Genomic DNA, 18657 nt, shown 5'->3' with positions numbered 1-18657 from the left:
CGTAATTTGAAAAAATGTGTATAATAACTCCGTTCGCGACTTTAATTACGCGAACCTATTAAACACTTGCAAGCGATAGCATATCGATGGGCAAGTGCGGAGAGATTTATAAATTGATGCTTATAACAAGCGACGCTATTAAATCTCAAATACGAAAGGTGGAAAAAGGAAATGGCTTCATTAAAGTCTATTATCCGTCAAGGTAAACAAAGACGTTCTGATTTAACAGCAATCAGAAACTCAGGTAAAGTACCAGCAGTAATGTATGGTTACGGTCAAAAAAACGTATCAGTTAAAGTTGATGAAGTAGAATTCATCAAAGTTATCCGTGAAGTTGGACGTAACGGTGTTATCGACTTAGGCGTAGGTTCTAAAACTATTAAAGTAATGGTTGCAGACTACCAATTCGATCCACTTAAAAACCAAATCACTCACATTGACTTCTTAGCTATCAACATGACTGAAGAACGTACTGTTGAAGTACCTGTACACTTAGTTGGTGAAGCAGTAGGCGCTAAAGAAGGCGGCGTTGTTGACCAACCATTATTCAACCTTGAAGTTACAGCAACTCCAGAAAATATCCCAGAATATCTTGAAGCAGAAATTTCTGGCTTAGAAATCGGCGACAGCTTAGCTGTTGAAGATTTAAACATTACTGGCGACTTCAAAATTGAAAACGACCCAGAATCTACAGTTGTTACTGTAACACCTCCAACACAAGGACCAAGCGAAGCAGAAATCGAAGAAGTTGAATCAGGCGACGCTGATACTCCAGAACCAGAAGTAGTTGGAGACGACAAAAAAGAAGACGAATAATCTATTCGATTGCATTCTTTACTAAAGAAGATGGCTGAGACAAATTAATGTCTCGGTCATTTTTTTACGAAAAATCCAGTTTCTTATTACAAAAAAGCCAAAAATATGAGATGGAAACGCTAACAATGACGCAAAATTGTATTTTTTAGCAAATGAAAGTGAACAAAAAATGCAATATAATATTCTTGTGAAGCATTGTTTTGCATACAAAATACATCTTAGATATAATACTGAACTTGAATCTGTCAAAATAATATTCACAGAGTATAATATCATGGAGATATGAGCGTTCCCCTGGTATATCTCTCATATTGAACCTCTTATGCTTAACTCGTTAAGCTGAGAGGTTTTTGTGTTAAGATAGGGTGTGAAACTATATTACATAGATCTCGATGTCTCAATCATACGACGCAGCATCAAGGTCATTAAAGCGACTATATTTCGAGAGATGGAGGAAATAAGCATGAAATGTATTGTCGGATTAGGCAATATTGGTAAACGATTTGAACAAACAAAGCATAACATCGGCTTTGAAGTTATAGATTATGTATTAGATTCCAATCAATTTAAATTAGATAAACAAAAATTCCGCGGCGCTTATACCATCGAAAGATTAGGCGGAGAAAAAGTACTCTTAATCGAACCTATGACGATGATGAATTTGTCAGGAGAAGCAGTCGGACCGTTAATGGATTATTATAATGTTGACCCCGAAGATTTATTAGTACTTTATGATGACTTAGATTTACCGCAAGGCCAAGTGCGTTTGCGCCAAAAAGGAAGCGCCGGCGGACATAACGGTATGAAATCAATTATTCAACATTTGGGTACAGATAACTTTAAACGTATCCGTATCGGCATCGGCCGACCAACCAATGGAATGTCTGTTCCTGATTATGTATTACAAAAATTTTCGAAACAAGAAATGGAAACTATGAACAAAGTAATAGAACATTCTGCACATGCTGTCGAAGATTATATTTCTAGTTCTCGATTTGATCATGTGATGAATGAATATAATGGTGAGGTCTCGTGAAATCAATAATTACAGATTATATAAATAAAGATAAAAGATATGAAGAACTGAGTGACGTATTCGGCCAAGAGAATGTGTTGGTAACAGGACTTTCAGGTGCAGCCAAAGCTACTATGATGGCTGAAAAGTATTTATCTTCTAATCGCCCGATGGTAGTCATAACTAACAACTTGTATCAAGCAGACAAGTTGGAAGCTGACATTCAACACTACGTGAATGACGATGAAATTTATAAGTATCCGCTTCAAGACATCATGACTGAGGAATTCTCTACTCAAAGTCCGCAATTGATGAGTGAACGTGTACGCACCCTTACTGGCTTAGCAGAAGGACAGCGAGGGTTCTTTATCATACCGTTAAACGGTTTGAAAAAATTACAAACGCCTGTCGATATTTGGCAATCACACCAAGTGAAACTATCAGTAGGAGACGATATCGACGTTGATGACTTTCTTAATAAATTAGTCGATATGGGGTATCGTCGAGAAACCGCCGTCTCACATATCGGTGAGTTCTCATTACGTGGTGGTATTATTGATATTTATCCGCTCATCGGCAACCCAGTGCGTATCGAACTTTTTGATACAGAAGTAGATTCTATCCGGCAATTTGATATCGAATCACAACGCTCTGAAGAGAATCAAGATACAGTAGCGATTACATCAGCTAGTGATTATATAATTACAGATGATGTGCTTAAACGTATCAAAGTACAATTAAAAGAAGCGTATGAACAGACACGTCCTAAAATAGATAAGTCTGTGCGCAATGATATTAAAGACACATATGAAAGTTTCTTGCAATTCGACAGTGATTTCATCGATCACCAAGTCATTCGTCGCTTGGTGGCGTTTATGTATGAACAACCTGCTACACTTGTCGACTATATCAGCAACAACGCTATTATTGCGGTAGACGAATATAATCGCGTAAAAGATACTGAAGAAACGTTGACAACTGAAGTCAATGACTTTATGACTCAGTTGATTGAAAGCGGGAAAGGCTTTATCGGCCAACAGTTCATGAATGACAAAGCGTTTGAGGAACTCATTAATTCTAGACAAATCACTTATTTCACTCTTTTCACAGCAAGTATGCCTGTCAAATTGAACCATATCGTTAAATTCTCCAGCAAACCTGTGCAGCAGTTTTATGGTCAGTATGATATTATGCGTTCGGAATTTCAGCGTTATGTCAATAATGGCTATACGGTCGTGGTCTTGGTAGAAACGGAAACGAAAAAAGACCGTGTGAAGTCTATGATGAGCGAGATGCATATTCCAGTAGTGGAAGGCGCTGCAGGAGAACATATCGAAGGCGGCCATGTAGTGGTTACGGAAGGCAGTCTTTCTGAAGGTTTCGAGTTGCCTTACATGCAGCTGGCGGTGGTCACAGAGCGCGAATTGTTTAAATCTAAGCAGAAGAAGGCTAAGAAACGTACGCCGACAATGACCAATGCCGAACGTATCAAATCTTATCAAGACTTGAAAATTGGGGACTATGTCGTACATGTCCATCATGGTGTTGGACGTTATTTAGGTGTGGAAACGCTGGAAGTCGGCGATGTCCACCGTGACTATATTAAAATTCAATATAAAGGTACGGATCAGCTCTTTGTACCGGTCGATCAAATGGATCAAGTGCAGAAGTATGTGGCTTCTGAAGATAAGACACCAAGACTCAATAAACTCGGCGGTACTGAGTGGAAGAAAACGAAAGCTAAAGTACAACAAAGTGTCGAAGATATTGCTGATGAATTGATCGAACTTTATCGTGAACGTGAATTGGCACAAGGGTATAAATATGGCGCTGATTCGGAACAGCAACATGAATTTGAAATGGATTTCCCTTACGATTTAACTGCAGACCAAAGCAAATCGATTGTGGAAATCAAAGATGATATGGAAAAAGAACGACCAATGGACCGCTTGTTGTGCGGTGATGTAGGTTACGGCAAGACAGAAGTAGCGCTTCGTGCGGCCTTTAAAGCAGTAATGGAAGGTAAACAAGTGGCTTTCTTAGTTCCGACAACTATCTTAGCGCAGCAGCACTATGAAACGTTGATTGAACGTATGCAGGATTTCCCGGTAAATATTCAATTGATGAGCCGCTTCCGAACGCCAAAAGAAGTCAAAGAAACTAAGCAAGGGTTGAAAGATGGCACAGTAGATATCGTCGTGGGTACACATAAACTCTTAGCTAAAGACGTGAAATATAAAGACTTGGGCTTACTCGTTGTCGATGAAGAGCAACGTTTCGGCGTCCGTCATAAAGAACGTATTAAATCCTTGAAAACGAATGTAGATGTGCTGACACTGACAGCAACACCGATTCCGCGTACACTCCATATGAGTATGCTCGGTGTACGGGACTTGTCAGTCATTGAAACACCGCCAGAAAACCGCTTCCCAGTTCAAACTTATGTCCTAGAACAAAATTCAAACTTTGTGAAAGAAGCACTAGAACGAGAATTATCGCGCGGCGGCCAAGCCTTCTATCTCTACAATAAAGTTCAATCTATTTATGAGAAGAAAGAGCAGCTGCAAATGTTGATGCCGGAAGCGAATATCGGCGTCGCACATGGACGTATGACTGAACGTGAATTAGAAGATACGATGATCGGATTTGTTAACGGTGAATACGATATCTTAGTAACGACAACGATTATTGAAACGGGTGTCGACGTGCCGAATGCGAATACGTTAATTATTGAAGATGCGGACCGCTTCGGCTTAAGCCAATTGTATCAATTGCGTGGACGTGTCGGTCGTTCATCACGTGTCGGTTATGCATACTTCTTGCATCCGACAAACAAAGTGTTGTCTGAAACAGCGGAAGAACGCTTACAAGCTATTAAAGAGTTTACTGAACTCGGCAGCGGATTCAAAATTGCCATGCGCGATTTGAATATTCGTGGTGCCGGCAATCTACTTGGTAAACAGCAGCACGGCTTTATTGACTCAGTCGGCTTCGACTTGTATTCACAAATGTTGGAAGAAGCGGTTAATGAAAAACGCGGTATTAAAGAAGAAACAACAACACCAGAAATTGAAATCGACCTTAACATTGATGCTTACTTGCCGACAGAATATATTCCGAACGAACAATCTAAAATTGAAATCTATAAAAAGTTACGTCAAATTGAAAATGACGAACAATTGATGGATATTAAAGATGAATTGATAGATCGCTTCAACGAATATCCAGTACAAGTTGAACGGCTGCTTGATATCGTAGAAATACGCATTCATGCACTGAATGTCGGAGTAGAGCACATTAAAGATACCGGCAAAGCTGTCGAAGTGCAGCTCTCAGAAAAAGGCACAGAAGATATCAATGGCGAAGCCTTATTTAAACAAACCTTGCCATTAGGACGCGACATGAAAGTCGGCGTTGAAGACGGAGCCATGAAAATTACCTTGGCGAAAAATAAACGTGCAGGTGCTTGGTTCGACCGCTTGAAATTCTTAATGAAAGCCTTAGAAGAAAGCATGGTTATCCCAGATGAAGCGTAAGTCAGCGTTTAATGGTGTTGTCATTCTTACGCTTGCACTGATTGCAGTTAAAATACTCAGTGCCATTTATCGCGTACCATACCAAAACGTCTTAGGTGACGCAGGACTCTATGCTTACCAGCAAGTGTATCCATTTCTATCCCTTGCTACCATTTTATCCATGAACGCTATCCCTAGCGCAGTCACACAAAATTTCGGCGAACATTGGACAGCGAAACGCATCAGTCAAGTCATGATTTGGATACAAGCAGCCTGCTTCGTTATTTTCTTAGTCGTCTTTACTGGTGCACCCTTGATTGCACGAATAATGGGTGACATGCATCTTACACCGATGATAAGAATGGCCAGCTGCAGCTTTTTAGTCGTCGGCATTCTCGGTGTATTGCGCGGTAGCTACCAATCACGCCAACAAATGGAATTGCCCGCCTATTCACAAGTCATAGAACAAATCGTGCGTGTCGGCATTATACTCGTCATGATCATTATATTTGCCATCAGCGACTGGACCATCTATCAAATCGGGAAGTGGTCCATCCTCGCATCCGCACTCGGCTTTTTAGCCGCAGCACTCTACTTGATGTGGCAGCGACCATTTCAATTTCAGTGGCACTGGCGTGACAAAGAAACCGATTGGAGAGTATGGCAACGCTTAACAGCAGCTATTATCATTTTTGCGGCCTCGCACCTGATTGTGACAACTTGGCAACTAATGGATAGTTTCAGCGTCATCCGCGAATTGCAGCATTATGGACTGCCGTTCAAAGAGGCTATTGTTGAAAAAGGTATTTATGATAGAGGCGCTTCCTTTATTCAAATCGGTTTAATCGTGACTACAACATTTTGCTTTGTCTTGATTCCGTTATTAACTAATGCCTTTCAAGAAGGTCGATTTGAACGTATGAACCGCTATGCGAATGCTTCTTTGAAGATTACGGTGACTATCAGTGTGGCAGCGGGTGTCGGATTGATGAATTTACTACCTTTGATGAATCGCGTATTCTTTAAAAATGATGTACTGACAGCAACGTTAGTCGTTTATATGTTAACTGTCATCTGTGTTTCCTTAATTATGATTAATATTGCATTGTTAGAAGTGCGCCAGCAATCGCGGTTGATTTTAATTGCTTTTGCGTCAGGGGCAGCGTTGAAATTAATCATCAACGTACTCTTGATTCCGCGTATCGGTATTATAGGAGCGAGTATCAGTACCGTAAGTTCATTATGCTTGTTTGCAGGCGTGTTGCAATGGCGTACTTTCCAATTTTACCGCTTCCGCCACCTGCGCACCTTTGTGCTGAAACTAGTGGTTTCTATGCTAGGCATGACTTGTGCTGTTCAAGTTGTCATGTGGGTCTTGCCGACTGCTGGACGCTTGACCGGAATGTTAGAATTATTAGTCGCAGCATTGGCTGGTGTAGGTGTCGTAATAGAGGCGATTGCAGGGTTGAACTTGCTGACGTACCGCGAACTGCAGCATATGCCATTCGGAGATAAATTGTATCACTTTAAGAAAGGACGAAAATAATGACACATACGATTACTATTGCAGGTTTAGGCAACTATGGATTAGAGGAGTTGCCGTTAGGTGTGTACCGCTTTTTAATCAATGCACCTAAAGTTTACGCACGTACATTGGAGCACCCAGTGATACAAGAACTTCGCGAGACTGAAAATGTAGAGATAGAGTGGTTGAGTTTCGATGAAGTATACGAAGCGCATGATGAATTTGCTGAAGTCTATAAAGAGATTGTGGCGCAGTTAGTTGAAGCGGCCCAAACAGAAGATGTGGTCTATGCGGTGCCCGGCCACCCTAGAGTTGCTGAAACGACAACCGCTATGTTGACAGCCTATGCTGCAGAGCATGGCGACGTAGCGGTTCGCGTTCTGGGAGGCAAAAGCTTTATCGATGATGTCTTTGAAGCAGTACAAGTCGATCCGAACGATGGATTTACATTGCTGGATGGTACTGCGCTCAAACCAGAACAGTTGAATATCCGTACGCACACTTTGATTACTCAAGTATATAGTGCCATGACTGCAGGCGATTTAAAACTCACCTTAATGGAACGTTATCCAGACGATTATCACGTATGGATTGTAGATGGTGCGCGCAGCACAGGAGCAGAATTGATTGAAACGCCGTTATTTGAGTTAGATCATCATGATTTATTCAGTAATTTGACCAGTGTATTTATTCCGCGCATTGAAGATGCAGATTTAATGCATCGTGATTTTGACTTTGCGGAAAGTGTTATCGATACTTTAGTAGATGACGACAAAGGTTGTCCATGGGATAAACAACAAACGCATGCTTCCTTGAAACGTTATTTGCTTGAAGAAACTTTCGAGCTTTTCGAAGCCATAGATAATGAAGATGATTGGCACATGATTGAGGAGTTAGGCGATATCTTGCTGCAAGTAATGCTGCATACGAGTATCGGCAAAAAAGAAGGCTACATGGATGTACACGAAGTCATTGAAAGTATGAATGATAAAATGATTCGACGCCACCCTCATATTTTTGGCGAAGCTCAAGCAGATAATCTCGAGGATTTGAAAGAGATTTGGCAAGATGCTAAAGCAAAAGAAGGCAAACAAGAACGCGTTAAATTTGAGAAAGTATTTGCAGACCATTTTATGGCGTTGTATGATGATATCAAAAATAAAGACTATAATGAGGCAGAACTGAAAGCCTTTTTAGAAAAGAAAGAGGGAAAATAGAGTGAGATTAGACAAGTTTTTAAAAGTTTCACGTTTAATCAAACGCCGTACATTGGCTAAAGAAGTCAGTGACCAAGGACGTGTGCAGGTGAATGGCCATACAGCTAAAGCCGGCACAGATGTGAAAGTCGACGATGAAGTGGTGATTCGCTTCGGCCAACGTATTGTTACTATCAAAGTAACAGGATTAAACGAACATGCTTCTAAAGAAAATGCTAAAGGCATGTACGAACTCGTCAAAGAAGAACGTATTAACGACAATGATTAAGGAGGTGAGATGCCATGAATAGAAAAGTAGAACAGATGGAGAATCAATATATCGAAAAAGAAAACCGCAAAAAGAAACGTCATGAGATGAAAAAGCGGGTTGTGAAGCGCCGTGTCACGTTGTTTGCGGGTATTCTGCTGGCGATTATATTAATACTTTCTATCGTGGTGATCACCCAAATCAAAAGCAATGCAGACGATGCTAAAGAACGTAAAGCCAAAGAAGAAAAGTTTCAGAAGCAGCAAGATGAAGAAATCGCTTTGAAAGAACAGTTGAATAACTTAAATAACAAAGATTATATCGAAAAAATTGCACGTGACGATTATTATTTAAGTAATGACGGCGAAGTGATTTTCAAATTGCCGAAAGATAAAAAATAACTGCGCAAAATGCCTCTATTTGGGGAAAATGAAATATCTAGGCGAATTAGCTGATATAGCATTGTTAAATTGTGACAACAAGCATATAATAGAGTTAAATTAAAATTGAAAGAAATCGGAGGATTTATTTAGGATATGTCAATCGAAGTAGGAAGCAAGCTTAAAGGGAAAGTCACTGGTATCAAGAAATTTGGTGCGTTTGTAGAATTACCTGAAGGGAAAAGTGGCTTAGTTCACATCAGTGAAGTTGCAGACAAATATGTTGAAAATGTAGAAGAACATTTGTCTGTTGGAGATGAAGTAGAAGTTAAGGTACTATCTATTGCTGATGACGGCAAAATTAGTCTTTCAATTAAAAAAGCAAAAGATCGTCCAAAAAGACAACACCATAGAGGCGGGAACCACCACCATGGCAAACCGGCACAAAGCAAACCAGAGGACTTTGAAAAGAAATTAAGCAACTTCTTAAAAGATAGTGAAGAGAAAATGACTTCTATCAAACGTCAAGCTGAATCTAGAAGAGGCGGCAGAGGTTCAAGACGCTAATCTAAGTTAATATATAATCTAAAGACTGTTTCGCGAGAGACGGTCTATTTTATTTTTTTAAAATTAAATACGTATCCCTTTGTATTGGTGCTTGAAACAGGTATAATATAAGGGCCGATTTGAAATAATTATGACCTCAGCTGCAAAGTTTATCATCAGCAGCTTTCTTCATAAAAGGACCTCTACTCACTTAAAGCCGATGCCCTGACGATGACCGCTTCAGTATAACGATACATAAACGATGCGAGGTGAAGCTATTGAATATTTATACGCAGGGTTGGACAGAAAACGACCACATTGCGCTTGCAGTATCCACTGGGGTGGATAGTATGGTACTGCTCAACTTATTAACAACTGAACTTTCACATACCTATCGAAAATTAACGGTGCTGCATGTGAACCACGGTATCCGTGAAGCCTCGAAAGAAGAAGAAACATTTATACGCGCTTATTGTAAGCAGCACTATATCCCTTTGCATGTGCATCATTTGGATTTATCAAAACTTACCCTTCAAGGGAAGAGTATTCAATCAAAAGCGCGAGAGCAGCGTTATGCTTGGTTTATGACTCAGATGGCTGCGGTGGATGCGAATGTTTTAATGACTGCCCATCATCAAGATGATCAGTTAGAAACTATTTTTTATCGCATTATGACTGGCAGAACGACACGCAGTCCGTTAGGTATGTCTGAAAAGGAAGCATACTCAGGTATCCGCTTGGTTCGTCCTTTGCTCAACGTATCTAAAGAAGAAATCAGAGCTTACCAGCAACGTCATCACGTTCCGTATCATGAAGATGCCTCTAATGAGGATAATCATTATGTACGAAATGACATTCGAAACCGTTTGTTTCCGGCAATAGAAGAAAATTCACAATTAGACGTTGCGCAATTATTGAAATTGAAACATTGGCATGATGAACAATTTCAATCTTTACAGATTTTTGCGAAAGACTTTATCGCACGGCATACCGAAATTGAGAATGAGCAGATAACAGTGGACCGTGCAGCCTTTAATCAATTGAATCATTCACAAAAGACGACAATTATGGATAAATTGTTAAATAAATGGACGGAGCATCAACCGATTTCAGAACATGCATATCGTGAATGGTTTACACAATTGGAAAATTCAACAGTACAAGCTGTAATTTATTCGACAGATAAATGGAATATTCAAATTGTGTATGATAAATTTATAATAATGGGTTATACAGATATAGATTTAACACCGAAGCGGATTGCACAACCAGGACATTATCAGTTTGGTACATATCAAATTATAATTAATAATACGCTAGATAATACTGATTTTCCGATGACTTTACGTATCCGGCAGCAAGGCGACCGTTTTGCCTTGCCTCATCACAGAGGACATCAGAAAGTCAACCGCTTGATGATCAATCGCAAAGTTCCAGCTTATGAACGCGATCGATTACCCATATTGCTGAATAAACAAGGGGAGATAGTCGCAGTCGGCTCACTTTATACTGCGCCGAATTATGAAAAAAAACTAGAGATCACAAATTTAGGAGTGTAATCATGATGAAAGATGATTTAAAGGAAATATTACTGACTGAAGATGAAATTCAGCAGATTTGCCGCCAGCTCGGCGCAGAAATTACAAAGGACTACAGAGGAAAAGACCTTGTTTGTATCGGTATCTTAAAAGGGTCTGCCATGTTTATGTCAGATTTAATCAAGCGTATTGATACACATTTATCTATCGATTTCATGGATGTTTCCAGCTACCATGGCGGTACTGAATCGACAGGTGAAGTCAAAATCTTAAAAGATTTAGGCAGCTCAATTGAAAATAAAGACGTATTGATCATCGAAGATATTTTAGAAACAGGTACGACTTTGAAATCTATTACTGAGTTGTTGAAATCACGTCACGTCAACTCTTTAGAAATCGTTACTTTATTAGACAAGCCAAACCGTCGCAAAGCAGATATCGAAGCAAAATATGTCGGTCGCAAAATTCCAGATGAGTTTGTGGTTGGCTATGGTTTAGATTATGCGGAATATTACCGTAATCTTCCATATGTAGGCACTTTGAAACCTGAAGTTTACGAAAATAAATAAACATTTGAATAATATGTATGGTTAAGTTTTTCTTAAAGTTGAAATACTAGCCATAAAAAGTTATATTGTGTTACAATTTTTGTTAGTTTTATTATTGGAGTAGGAGGAAAAAACGCATGCAGAAAGCTTTTCGCAATGTGCTTGTAATCGCAATCATTGGCGTTTTTATATTCGGTTTATTTTCCTGGCTGAATGGTAATGGCAATATGCCAAAGCAACTTTCTTATACACAGTTCTCGAATAAACTCGAAAAAGGCGATTTGAAAACTTTAGAAATCCAGCCTGAACAGAACGTGTATCTAGTAAGCGGAAAAACCAAGAACGGTGAAGATTATTCTTCAACGATGTTATATAATAACCAAAAAGACTTGCAAAAAGTCACAGATGAAGCACACAAACAAAAAGATTTGAAGTTTACAGTTAAAGAAGAAGAAAAACAAAGTGTATTTGTAAGTATTCTTTCAACATTGATTCCAGTATTGGTTATTGCTTTATTATTTATTTTCTTCCTTAGTCAAGCACAAGGCGGCGGTGGTGGCGGCCGTATGATGAACTTTGGTAAATCCAAAGCGAAAATGTACGATAACCAAAAACGCCGTGTACGTTTCTCTGACGTAGCCGGTGCAGATGAGGAAAAACAAGAATTAATCGAAATTGTAGATTTCTTGAAAGACAATAAGAAATTTAAAGATATGGGCTCTAGAATTCCAAAAGGGGTACTTCTAGTAGGTCCTCCAGGTACAGGTAAAACATTGCTTGCACGTGCAGTTGCAGGTGAAGCAGGTGTTCCATTCTTCTCAATCAGTGGTTCTGATTTCGTTGAAATGTTTGTCGGTGTCGGTGCGAGCCGTGTCCGCGACTTATTCGAAAATGCTAAGAAGAATGCACCTTGTATCATTTTCATCGATGAAATTGACGCAGTAGGACGCCAACGTGGTGCAGGTGTCGGCGGCGGTCACGATGAACGTGAACAAACGTTGAACCAATTACTAGTAGAAATGGATGGCTTCGGTGAAAATGAAGGTATTATCATGATTGCCGCTACTAACCGTCCTGATATCTTAGACCCAGCATTATTACGTCCAGGTCGTTTCGACAGACAAATCCAAGTCGGACGTCCAGACGTTAAAGGCCGTGAAGCCATTCTATATGTACATGCTAGAAACAAACCTCTAGATGAAACAGTAGATTTGAAAGCTATCGCGCAAAGAACGCCAGGCTTCTCTGGTGCCGATTTAGAAAACTTGCTGAACGAAGCGTCGTTAATTGCAGTACGTGACGGCAAGAAGAAAATCGATATGCGTGATATTGAAGAGGCAACAGACCGCGTTATCGCAGGACCAGCTAAAAAATCACGTGTTATTTCTGAAAAAGAACGTAATATCGTGGCACATCATGAAGCCGGTCATACGATTATCGGTATGGTCTTGGATGAAGCAGAAGTGGTACACAAAGTTACCATTGTTCCGCGTGGTCAAGCTGGCGGATACGCAATGATGCTTCCTAAACAAGATCGTTTCTTAATGACTGAACCAGAATTACTTGATAAAATCTGCGGCTTATTAGGTGGTCGTGTATCAGAGGATATCAACTTTAATGAAGTCTCTACAGGAGCTTCGAACGACTTTGAACGTGCAACACAAATTGCGCGCTCTATGGTAACTGAATACGGTATGAGTAAGAAACTCGGACCAATGCAGTTTACTAAAGGAAGCGGCCAAGTCTTCTTAGGTAAAGATATGCAAGGTGACCCAGAATACTCTGGACAAATTGCTTATGAAATCGACAAAGAAGTACAACGTATTATCAAAGAACAATACGAACGTTGTAAACAAATCTTGACTGAGCACTTGGATCAACTTAAATTGATTGCTAAAACATTGTTGACTGAAGAAACTTTAGTACGCGAACAAATCCACTCATTATTCTACGACGGCAAATTGCCTGAAGTGAATTATGATGAAGCTAAAGTAGTTAACCATGGTGATGAAGACTTCAAAGAAGGTAAATTCGGCAAGTCTTATGACGAAATTCTTGATGAAGTACAAGATGAAGATAAAAAGTATCAAGAAGAAGAAGCTGAAGTAGACGAACAAGAAAAACAACAAAAAGAAAACGAAGAACATAAGCATGAAGATTCACAACGTGAAAACGATACTGATGTTCCAAATCATCGCGATAATCATTCATCAGATGCTGATAAAAATGACCGTCGCAACGATTAATCGTTAACTTTTTGTTGGAAATCAAATAATGTAGTTTAAAATCTCTTTCTGCTATCATGGGAATACGCAGGAAGAGATTTTTTGAACTGAAATAAAGAAAACGAGTGAAGTATGAAATATATAAACTAAGTAAGAGGAGTTAATTAAGAATGACACAAGATTATATCGTAAAAGCATTAGCATTTGATGGTGACATCCGTGCTTATGCAGCGGTTACCACAAATGCGGTGCAAGAAGCGCAAACAAGACACTATACATGGCCTACAGCATCCGCGGCACTAGGTCGTACAATGACTGCCACAGCTATGATGGGTGCAATGTTGAAAGGTGAACAGAAATTAACAGTAACGGTAGATGGCCATGGTCCTATCGGCCGTATTGTAGCGGATGCCGATGCTAAAGGAGATATTCGTGGTTATGTTACAAACCCACAAACACATTTCCCATTAAATGAACAAGGTAAATTAGACGTACGTCGTGCAGTGGGTACAGATGGTACATTGACGGTTGTTAAAGATGTCGGCTTGAAAGATTATTTCTCAGGTTCAAGCCCGATTGTCTCTGGTGAACTCGGAGATGACTTTACGTATTACTATGCAACAAGTGAGCAAGTTCCTTCTTCAGTAGGACTTGGCGTGCTAGTCAATCCGGATAATTCAATCAAAGCCTCAGGTGGTTTCATCATTCAAGTTATGCCGAATGCGAAAGAAGAAACAATCGATAAAGTTGAGAAAGCAATCAGTAACATGACACCTGTTTCGAAATTAATTGATCAAGGTTTGTCACCTGAAGAATTGTTGACAGAAATCCTTGGTAAAGAAAATGTGAAATTCTTAGAAACAGTCCCTGTTAAATTTGAATGTAACTGTAGCCACGAAAAGTTCTTAAATGCCATCAAAGGATTAGGAGAAGCTGAGATTCAAGCGATGATTGATGAAGACCATGGTGCAGAAGCAGAATGCCATTTTTGTCGTGCTAAATACCAATATAGTGAAGCGGAACTTAAAGGATTAATTGAAGAACTCAATGCATAAATATTAAATGCCAAGCGAATCCAATGCTGTAATTCAAGCATTGGATTCGCTTTTTTACGGGTTTTCTTTTTCAAAAAGAGGAAATATAAAAGAATAGAGACAATCAGCTTGTGATTTGTCATACAAGTCTGATAAAATAATAATATCCGATGAAATAGCTAAGGTATATTTGAAATAGAATTAAATAAGAATTGAGATGCGATAAATGGGGCTTTAATTATAGTGGAATCTGCATCTCGACAGTTTGTTTTTCAATATCTTTTTAACTAAAAAAGGAGTGTTTTTTTATGGCAAAGAAACCTGTAGATAATATTGTTCAAATTATTGGAGATACACCCGTTGTTAAACTACGCAATGTAGTACCTGAAGACGCAGCTGATGTTTATGTGAAATTAGAATATCAAAATCCAGGCGGCTCAGTTAAAGACCGTATTGCTTTAGCAATGATTGAAAAAGCTGAAAGAGAAGGCGCAATTAAACCAGGCGATACAATTGTAGAACCAACAAGTGGTAACACTGGTATCGGTTTAGCATTCGTTGCAGCTGCTAAAGGTTATAAAGCAGTCTTTACAATGCCTGAAACAATGAGTATTGAACGTCGTAACTTATTAAAAGCTTACGGTGCAGAAGTAGTATTAACACCTGGATCAGAAGCGATGAAAGGTGCAATTAAAAAAGCTAAAGAATTAAAAGAAGAATACGGTTATTATGAACCTCAACAATTCGAAAACCCTGCAAACCCACTGGTTCATGAATTGACAACTGGTCCAGAATTAGTTGACCAATTCGAAGATAAAACAATCGATGCTTTCTTAGCAGGTGTCGGTACAGGCGGAACATTGACAGGTGTCGGCAAAGTCTTGAAAAAACAATATCCAAATATTGAAATTGTAGCCATCGAACCAGAAGATTCACCTGTATTAAGTGGCGGAGAACCAGGACCACACAAATTACAAGGTTTAGGTGCAGGATTTGTTCCTGATACTTTAGACACTCAAATTTATGATGAAGTTATCAAAGTAGGCAATGAAATTGCGATGGAAACTTCTCGTCGTGTAGCTAAAGAAGAAGGTATCTTAGCAGGTATTTCTTCAGGAGCTGCCATTCATGCTGCTATTCAAAAAGCTAAAGAATTAGGCAAAGGTAAAACAGTTGTTACTGTATTGCCAAGTAACGGCGAACGTTATCTTTCAACTCCGCTTTATTCTTTTGAAGAAAAATAAGCAGACGGTAATACAGCTGTCAGCAGTACGCTCAAAACAGAGGGTGCTGCGGCAGCTTTTTTCTATTTAAGAATTTAATTTTTGAAAACTAATACATTCGGTCATTAATCGAAGTTTGCTATAATAAGAGCATATATTTCGAAAGGAAGGTCATCATGGCACATACAAAGATTATGGGAATATTGAATGTCACACCGGATTCTTTTTCAGATGGCGGAAAGTATAATTCAGTAGAGACAGCTGTTGCCCGTGTGAAAGAAATGATGGATGAAGGTGTCGATATTGTGGATATCGGAGGCGTTTCAACTCGCCCAGGACACAGCGAGGTAACTTTAGAAGATGAATTAGAACGTGTCATTCCGGTAGTACGCGCACTTTCTGACTTTAATGTTCAACTTTCAGTAGATACTTTCAGAAGCGAAGTGGCAGAACAAGCTTTAGAAGCCGGCGCAACCATGATTAATGATCAATGGGCAGGCTTGTATGATTCTAAAATGTTTGAAACTGTGGCACGCTATAATGCAGAAATTGTACTGATGCACAATGGAGACGGCGAACGTGATGAACCTATTATGGATGAAATGCTCTTGTATTTACTAAAACAAGCGCATCGTGCAGAAGAAGCAGGTATTGCTCATGATAATATTTGGATTGACCCAGGCATTGGGTTCGCTAAAAGCAGAGTAGAAGAGCGTACAGTAATGAATCGATTAGATGAGCTTGTAGCAACTGAGTACCCTGTACTATTAGCAACGAGCCGTAAACGTTTCATCAAAGAAATGATTGAAACAGATTCTCGTCCAGAAGAACGTGATGAAGCAACAGCCGCTACAACAGCTTATGGTATTATGCAGGGAGTCAAGGCTGTCAGAGTACATAATGTTAAACTGAACGCGCGTATTGCTCAAGGTATAGATTACTTAAAGGAGAATGAATAATGGCAGATACGATTTTTCTTAATGGCATGCGCTTTTATGGTTATCACGGAGTATTGCAAGCCGAAAATGACATCGGACAAATATTCGTAGTAGATATTACTTTGAAAGTGGATTTAACGGCTGCAGGTGCTTCAGACGCTGTAGAAGATACAGTTAATTATGCTGAAGTTTACGCAGACGTGAAAGAGATAATGGAAGGCGAACCTAAGAATTTGCTCGAACATTTAGCTACGCTTATTGCAAAACGTATAAATTCACACTATAATCGGGTATTGGAAACTAAAGTGAGAATTACAAAAGAAACACCACCTATTCCAGGTCACTATGACGGAGTGGGAATTGAAATAACGAGGGTGAATGCTGAGCATGACTAAAGTTTATTTAGGCTTAGGCAGTAATGTCGGAGATAGAGAACAACAATTGAATGAAGCACTTCGTTTATTAGATACACAACCAGGTATTCAAGTAACTCAAGTTTCTTCACTTTTTGAAACAGCGCCAGTCGGCTATGTCGACCAGCCTGATTTTTTAAATTTATGCGCAGAAATTGAAACGGATTTAACACCGCAAGAGGTTTTAGATTGCGGTTTGAAGATAGAACAGCAATTACATCGTGTTCGTAAAGAACGATGGGGACCGCGCACATTAGATATAGATATTTTGCTTTATGGTAATGAAATCATTGAAAATCAAACATTGAGCGTTCCTCATCCTAGAATGGCAGAACGTGCCTTTGTCTTGGTTCCTTTGCAAGAAATTGCACCTGAAGTGATGCATCCATTGCTACAGACGAAGATTAAAGATATTGAAGTTCCTGATGAAACTGTGACTAAGTATCATAAACGTTAGAGAAAGATTGAGAGGTAGTTATTATGTGGAAGATTGGAGATGTAGAAATCGACAATAGAGTCGTGCTTGCTCCGATGGCCGGAGTTTGCAACTCTGCATTCAGATTAACAGTTAAAGAGTTTGGTGCAGGATTAGTATGTGCTGAAATGGTCAGTGATAAGGCTATTTTGTTTAATAATCCTAAAACAATGAATATGTTGTATATTGATGAGAATGAACGTCCATTATCCTTGCAGATTTTTGGTGGAGAAAAAGAAACATTGGTAGAAGCGGCAGTCTATGTAGATCAAAATACAACTGCTGATATAATTGATATCAATATGGGATGTCCCGTTAATAAGATTATACGTTGTGAAGCGGGTGCCCGTTGGTTGTTAGACCCTAATAAAATTTATGAAATGGTCTCTGCTGTAACTGAAAAAGTCAGCAAACCAGTTACATGTAAAATGCGTATCGGCTGGGATGAAGACCATATCTATGCTGTCGAAAATGCGAAGGCAGCAGAGCGTGCAGGTGCAGCAGCTATTTCATTGCATGGACGTACGCGTGTGCAAATGTATGAAGGTCACGCAGATTGGGATATAATCAAACAGGTGAAAGAAGCGGTTAACATTCCTGTTATCGGGAATGGTGATGTAACAAGTCCGGAACTCGCTCAAAAAATGTTAGACGAAACTGGCGTAGATGCTGTTATGATCGGTCGCGAGGCTTTAGGAAATCCTTGGATGATTTATCGTACAGTGCATTATTTAAAAACTGGCGAATTGATGGATGAACCTACTGTAAAAGAAAAAGTAGAAATTGCTTTATTACATTTGCGTCGACTAGTAGAATTAAAAGGTGAGAAGATTGGTGTTATGGAAATGCGTAAACACGCTTCTTGGTATTTAAAAGGTGTAAAAGGGAACGGAAAAGCCCGTAAAGCATTGAACCAAGCAAACACTGAACAAGAAATGATTGATATTCTGCAGAATTTCCAAGCAGAAGCAACAGCAGCAACAGCAACCCAACAAGCTTAAA

The 18657-nt window shown here is 39.4% G+C and carries 17 protein-coding genes; all 17 read left to right on the top strand.

What is annotated here, in order from left to right; all coding sequences use genetic code 11:
* The first annotated feature begins 171 nt into the window (after nucleotides 1-171).
* The 17 genes from CNQ82_RS00325 to dusB all read left to right on the top strand — a co-directional run bounded on the left by CNQ82_RS00325 (nucleotide 172) and on the right by dusB (nucleotide 18656).
* Nucleotides 172-816 (top strand): 50S ribosomal protein L25/general stress protein Ctc, encoded by a 645-nt coding sequence (locus CNQ82_RS00325; protein WP_123143567.1) that lies wholly within the window; start codon nucleotides 172-174, stop codon nucleotides 814-816.
* 463 nt (nucleotides 817-1279) lie between these two features.
* Complete coding sequence (pth, locus tag CNQ82_RS00320) at nucleotides 1280-1852, top strand: aminoacyl-tRNA hydrolase (protein ID WP_095106946.1); 573 nt, start codon at nucleotides 1280-1282, stop codon at nucleotides 1850-1852.
* Nucleotides 1849-5367, top strand: a complete 3519-nt coding sequence (gene mfd / locus CNQ82_RS00315; RefSeq protein ID WP_123143566.1) for a transcription-repair coupling factor — start codon at nucleotides 1849-1851, stop codon at nucleotides 5365-5367. Before pth ends, mfd begins: the two co-directional genes overlap by 4 nt.
* Complete coding sequence (locus tag CNQ82_RS00310) at nucleotides 5357-6892, top strand: polysaccharide biosynthesis protein (RefSeq protein WP_123143565.1); 1536 nt, start codon at nucleotides 5357-5359, stop codon at nucleotides 6890-6892. Before mfd ends, CNQ82_RS00310 begins: the two co-directional genes overlap by 11 nt.
* Complete coding sequence (locus tag CNQ82_RS00305) at nucleotides 6892-8088, top strand: MazG nucleotide pyrophosphohydrolase domain-containing protein (RefSeq protein ID WP_123143564.1); 1197 nt, start codon at nucleotides 6892-6894, stop codon at nucleotides 8086-8088. Before CNQ82_RS00310 ends, CNQ82_RS00305 begins: the two co-directional genes overlap by 1 nt.
* A 1-nt stretch (nucleotide 8089) precedes the next feature.
* Nucleotides 8090-8356, top strand: coding sequence for an RNA-binding S4 domain-containing protein (locus CNQ82_RS00300; protein WP_123143563.1), 267 nt, complete (start codon nucleotides 8090-8092; stop codon nucleotides 8354-8356).
* Between the two features lie 14 nt (nucleotides 8357-8370).
* Nucleotides 8371-8736, top strand: a complete 366-nt coding sequence (divIC, locus tag CNQ82_RS00295) for a cell division protein DivIC (protein ID WP_123143562.1) — start codon at nucleotides 8371-8373, stop codon at nucleotides 8734-8736.
* 135 nt (nucleotides 8737-8871) lie between these two features.
* Nucleotides 8872-9282, top strand: coding sequence for a S1 domain-containing RNA-binding protein (locus CNQ82_RS00290; RefSeq protein WP_095106934.1), 411 nt, complete (start codon nucleotides 8872-8874; stop codon nucleotides 9280-9282).
* Nucleotides 9283-9530: 248 nt separating this feature from the next.
* A complete protein-coding gene (tilS, locus tag CNQ82_RS00285) occupies nucleotides 9531-10820 on the top strand; it encodes a tRNA lysidine(34) synthetase TilS (protein ID WP_338062283.1) in 1290 nt (429 codons plus the stop codon).
* 5 nt (nucleotides 10821-10825) lie between these two features.
* Entirely contained in the window at nucleotides 10826-11368 is a 543-nt protein-coding gene (hpt, locus tag CNQ82_RS00280) for a hypoxanthine phosphoribosyltransferase (RefSeq protein WP_123145604.1), read from the top strand.
* Nucleotides 11369-11484: 116 nt separating this feature from the next.
* On the top strand, nucleotides 11485-13593 hold the full coding sequence (gene ftsH / locus CNQ82_RS00275) for an ATP-dependent zinc metalloprotease FtsH (RefSeq protein ID WP_123143560.1): 2109 nt from the start codon (nucleotides 11485-11487) through the stop codon (nucleotides 13591-13593).
* Between the two features lie 149 nt (nucleotides 13594-13742).
* Entirely contained in the window at nucleotides 13743-14627 is an 885-nt protein-coding gene (gene hslO, locus CNQ82_RS00270; RefSeq protein WP_123143559.1) for an Hsp33 family molecular chaperone HslO, read from the top strand.
* A gap of 287 nt (nucleotides 14628-14914) precedes the next feature.
* Nucleotides 14915-15850: a cysteine synthase A gene (gene cysK / locus CNQ82_RS00265; protein ID WP_123143558.1), complete on the top strand. Its 936-nt coding sequence runs from the start codon at nucleotides 14915-14917 to the stop codon at nucleotides 15848-15850.
* A 155-nt stretch (nucleotides 15851-16005) separates the two neighbouring features.
* The gene (folP, locus tag CNQ82_RS00260; protein ID WP_123143557.1) at nucleotides 16006-16788 is read left to right on the top strand and encodes a dihydropteroate synthase; all 783 of its coding nucleotides are present in this window, start codon (nucleotides 16006-16008) and stop codon (nucleotides 16786-16788) included.
* The gene (folB, locus tag CNQ82_RS00255; protein ID WP_123143556.1) at nucleotides 16788-17162 is read left to right on the top strand and encodes a dihydroneopterin aldolase; all 375 of its coding nucleotides are present in this window, start codon (nucleotides 16788-16790) and stop codon (nucleotides 17160-17162) included. The genes folP and folB overlap by 1 nt, the downstream gene beginning before the upstream one ends.
* Nucleotides 17155-17637 (top strand): 2-amino-4-hydroxy-6-hydroxymethyldihydropteridine diphosphokinase, encoded by a 483-nt coding sequence (gene folK / locus CNQ82_RS00250; RefSeq protein ID WP_123143555.1) that lies wholly within the window; start codon nucleotides 17155-17157, stop codon nucleotides 17635-17637. Before folB ends, folK begins: the two co-directional genes overlap by 8 nt.
* A 23-nt stretch (nucleotides 17638-17660) precedes the next feature.
* Complete coding sequence (gene dusB, locus CNQ82_RS00245) at nucleotides 17661-18656, top strand: tRNA dihydrouridine synthase DusB (protein ID WP_123143554.1); 996 nt, start codon at nucleotides 17661-17663, stop codon at nucleotides 18654-18656.
* Nucleotide 18657 lies beyond the last annotated feature (1 nt).

The sequence above is a fragment of the Staphylococcus debuckii genome (assembly GCF_003718735.1).
In the GTDB taxonomy this organism is placed as follows: domain Bacteria; phylum Bacillota; class Bacilli; order Staphylococcales; family Staphylococcaceae; genus Staphylococcus; species Staphylococcus debuckii.
This window is presented reverse-complemented; position numbering and strand designations above follow the sequence as displayed.

What these genes read in the sequence shown, in the direction of transcription:
- folK (WP_123143555.1), top strand. Translation starts at nt 17,155, where the DNA reads ATGACTAAAGTTTATTTAGGCTTAGGCAGTAATGTCGGAGATAGAGAA.
- ftsH (WP_123143560.1), top strand. Translation starts at nt 11,485, where the DNA reads ATGCAGAAAGCTTTTCGCAATGTGCTTGTAATCGCAATCATTGGCGTT.
- dusB (WP_123143554.1), top strand. Translation starts at nt 17,661, where the DNA reads ATGTGGAAGATTGGAGATGTAGAAATCGACAATAGAGTCGTGCTTGCT.
- CNQ82_RS00290 (WP_095106934.1), top strand. Translation starts at nt 8,872, where the DNA reads ATGTCAATCGAAGTAGGAAGCAAGCTTAAAGGGAAAGTCACTGGTATC.
- CNQ82_RS00305 (WP_123143564.1), top strand. Translation starts at nt 6,892, where the DNA reads ATGACACATACGATTACTATTGCAGGTTTAGGCAACTATGGATTAGAG.
- CNQ82_RS00325 (WP_123143567.1), top strand. Translation starts at nt 172, where the DNA reads ATGGCTTCATTAAAGTCTATTATCCGTCAAGGTAAACAAAGACGTTCT.
- divIC (WP_123143562.1), top strand. Translation starts at nt 8,371, where the DNA reads ATGAATAGAAAAGTAGAACAGATGGAGAATCAATATATCGAAAAAGAA.
- CNQ82_RS00310 (WP_123143565.1), top strand. Translation starts at nt 5,357, where the DNA reads ATGAAGCGTAAGTCAGCGTTTAATGGTGTTGTCATTCTTACGCTTGCA.
- folB (WP_123143556.1), top strand. Translation starts at nt 16,788, where the DNA reads ATGGCAGATACGATTTTTCTTAATGGCATGCGCTTTTATGGTTATCAC.
- cysK (WP_123143558.1), top strand. Translation starts at nt 14,915, where the DNA reads ATGGCAAAGAAACCTGTAGATAATATTGTTCAAATTATTGGAGATACA.
- folP (WP_123143557.1), top strand. Translation starts at nt 16,006, where the DNA reads ATGGCACATACAAAGATTATGGGAATATTGAATGTCACACCGGATTCT.
- hpt (WP_123145604.1), top strand. Translation starts at nt 10,826, where the DNA reads ATGAAAGATGATTTAAAGGAAATATTACTGACTGAAGATGAAATTCAG.
- pth (WP_095106946.1), top strand. Translation starts at nt 1,280, where the DNA reads ATGAAATGTATTGTCGGATTAGGCAATATTGGTAAACGATTTGAACAA.
- hslO (WP_123143559.1), top strand. Translation starts at nt 13,743, where the DNA reads ATGACACAAGATTATATCGTAAAAGCATTAGCATTTGATGGTGACATC.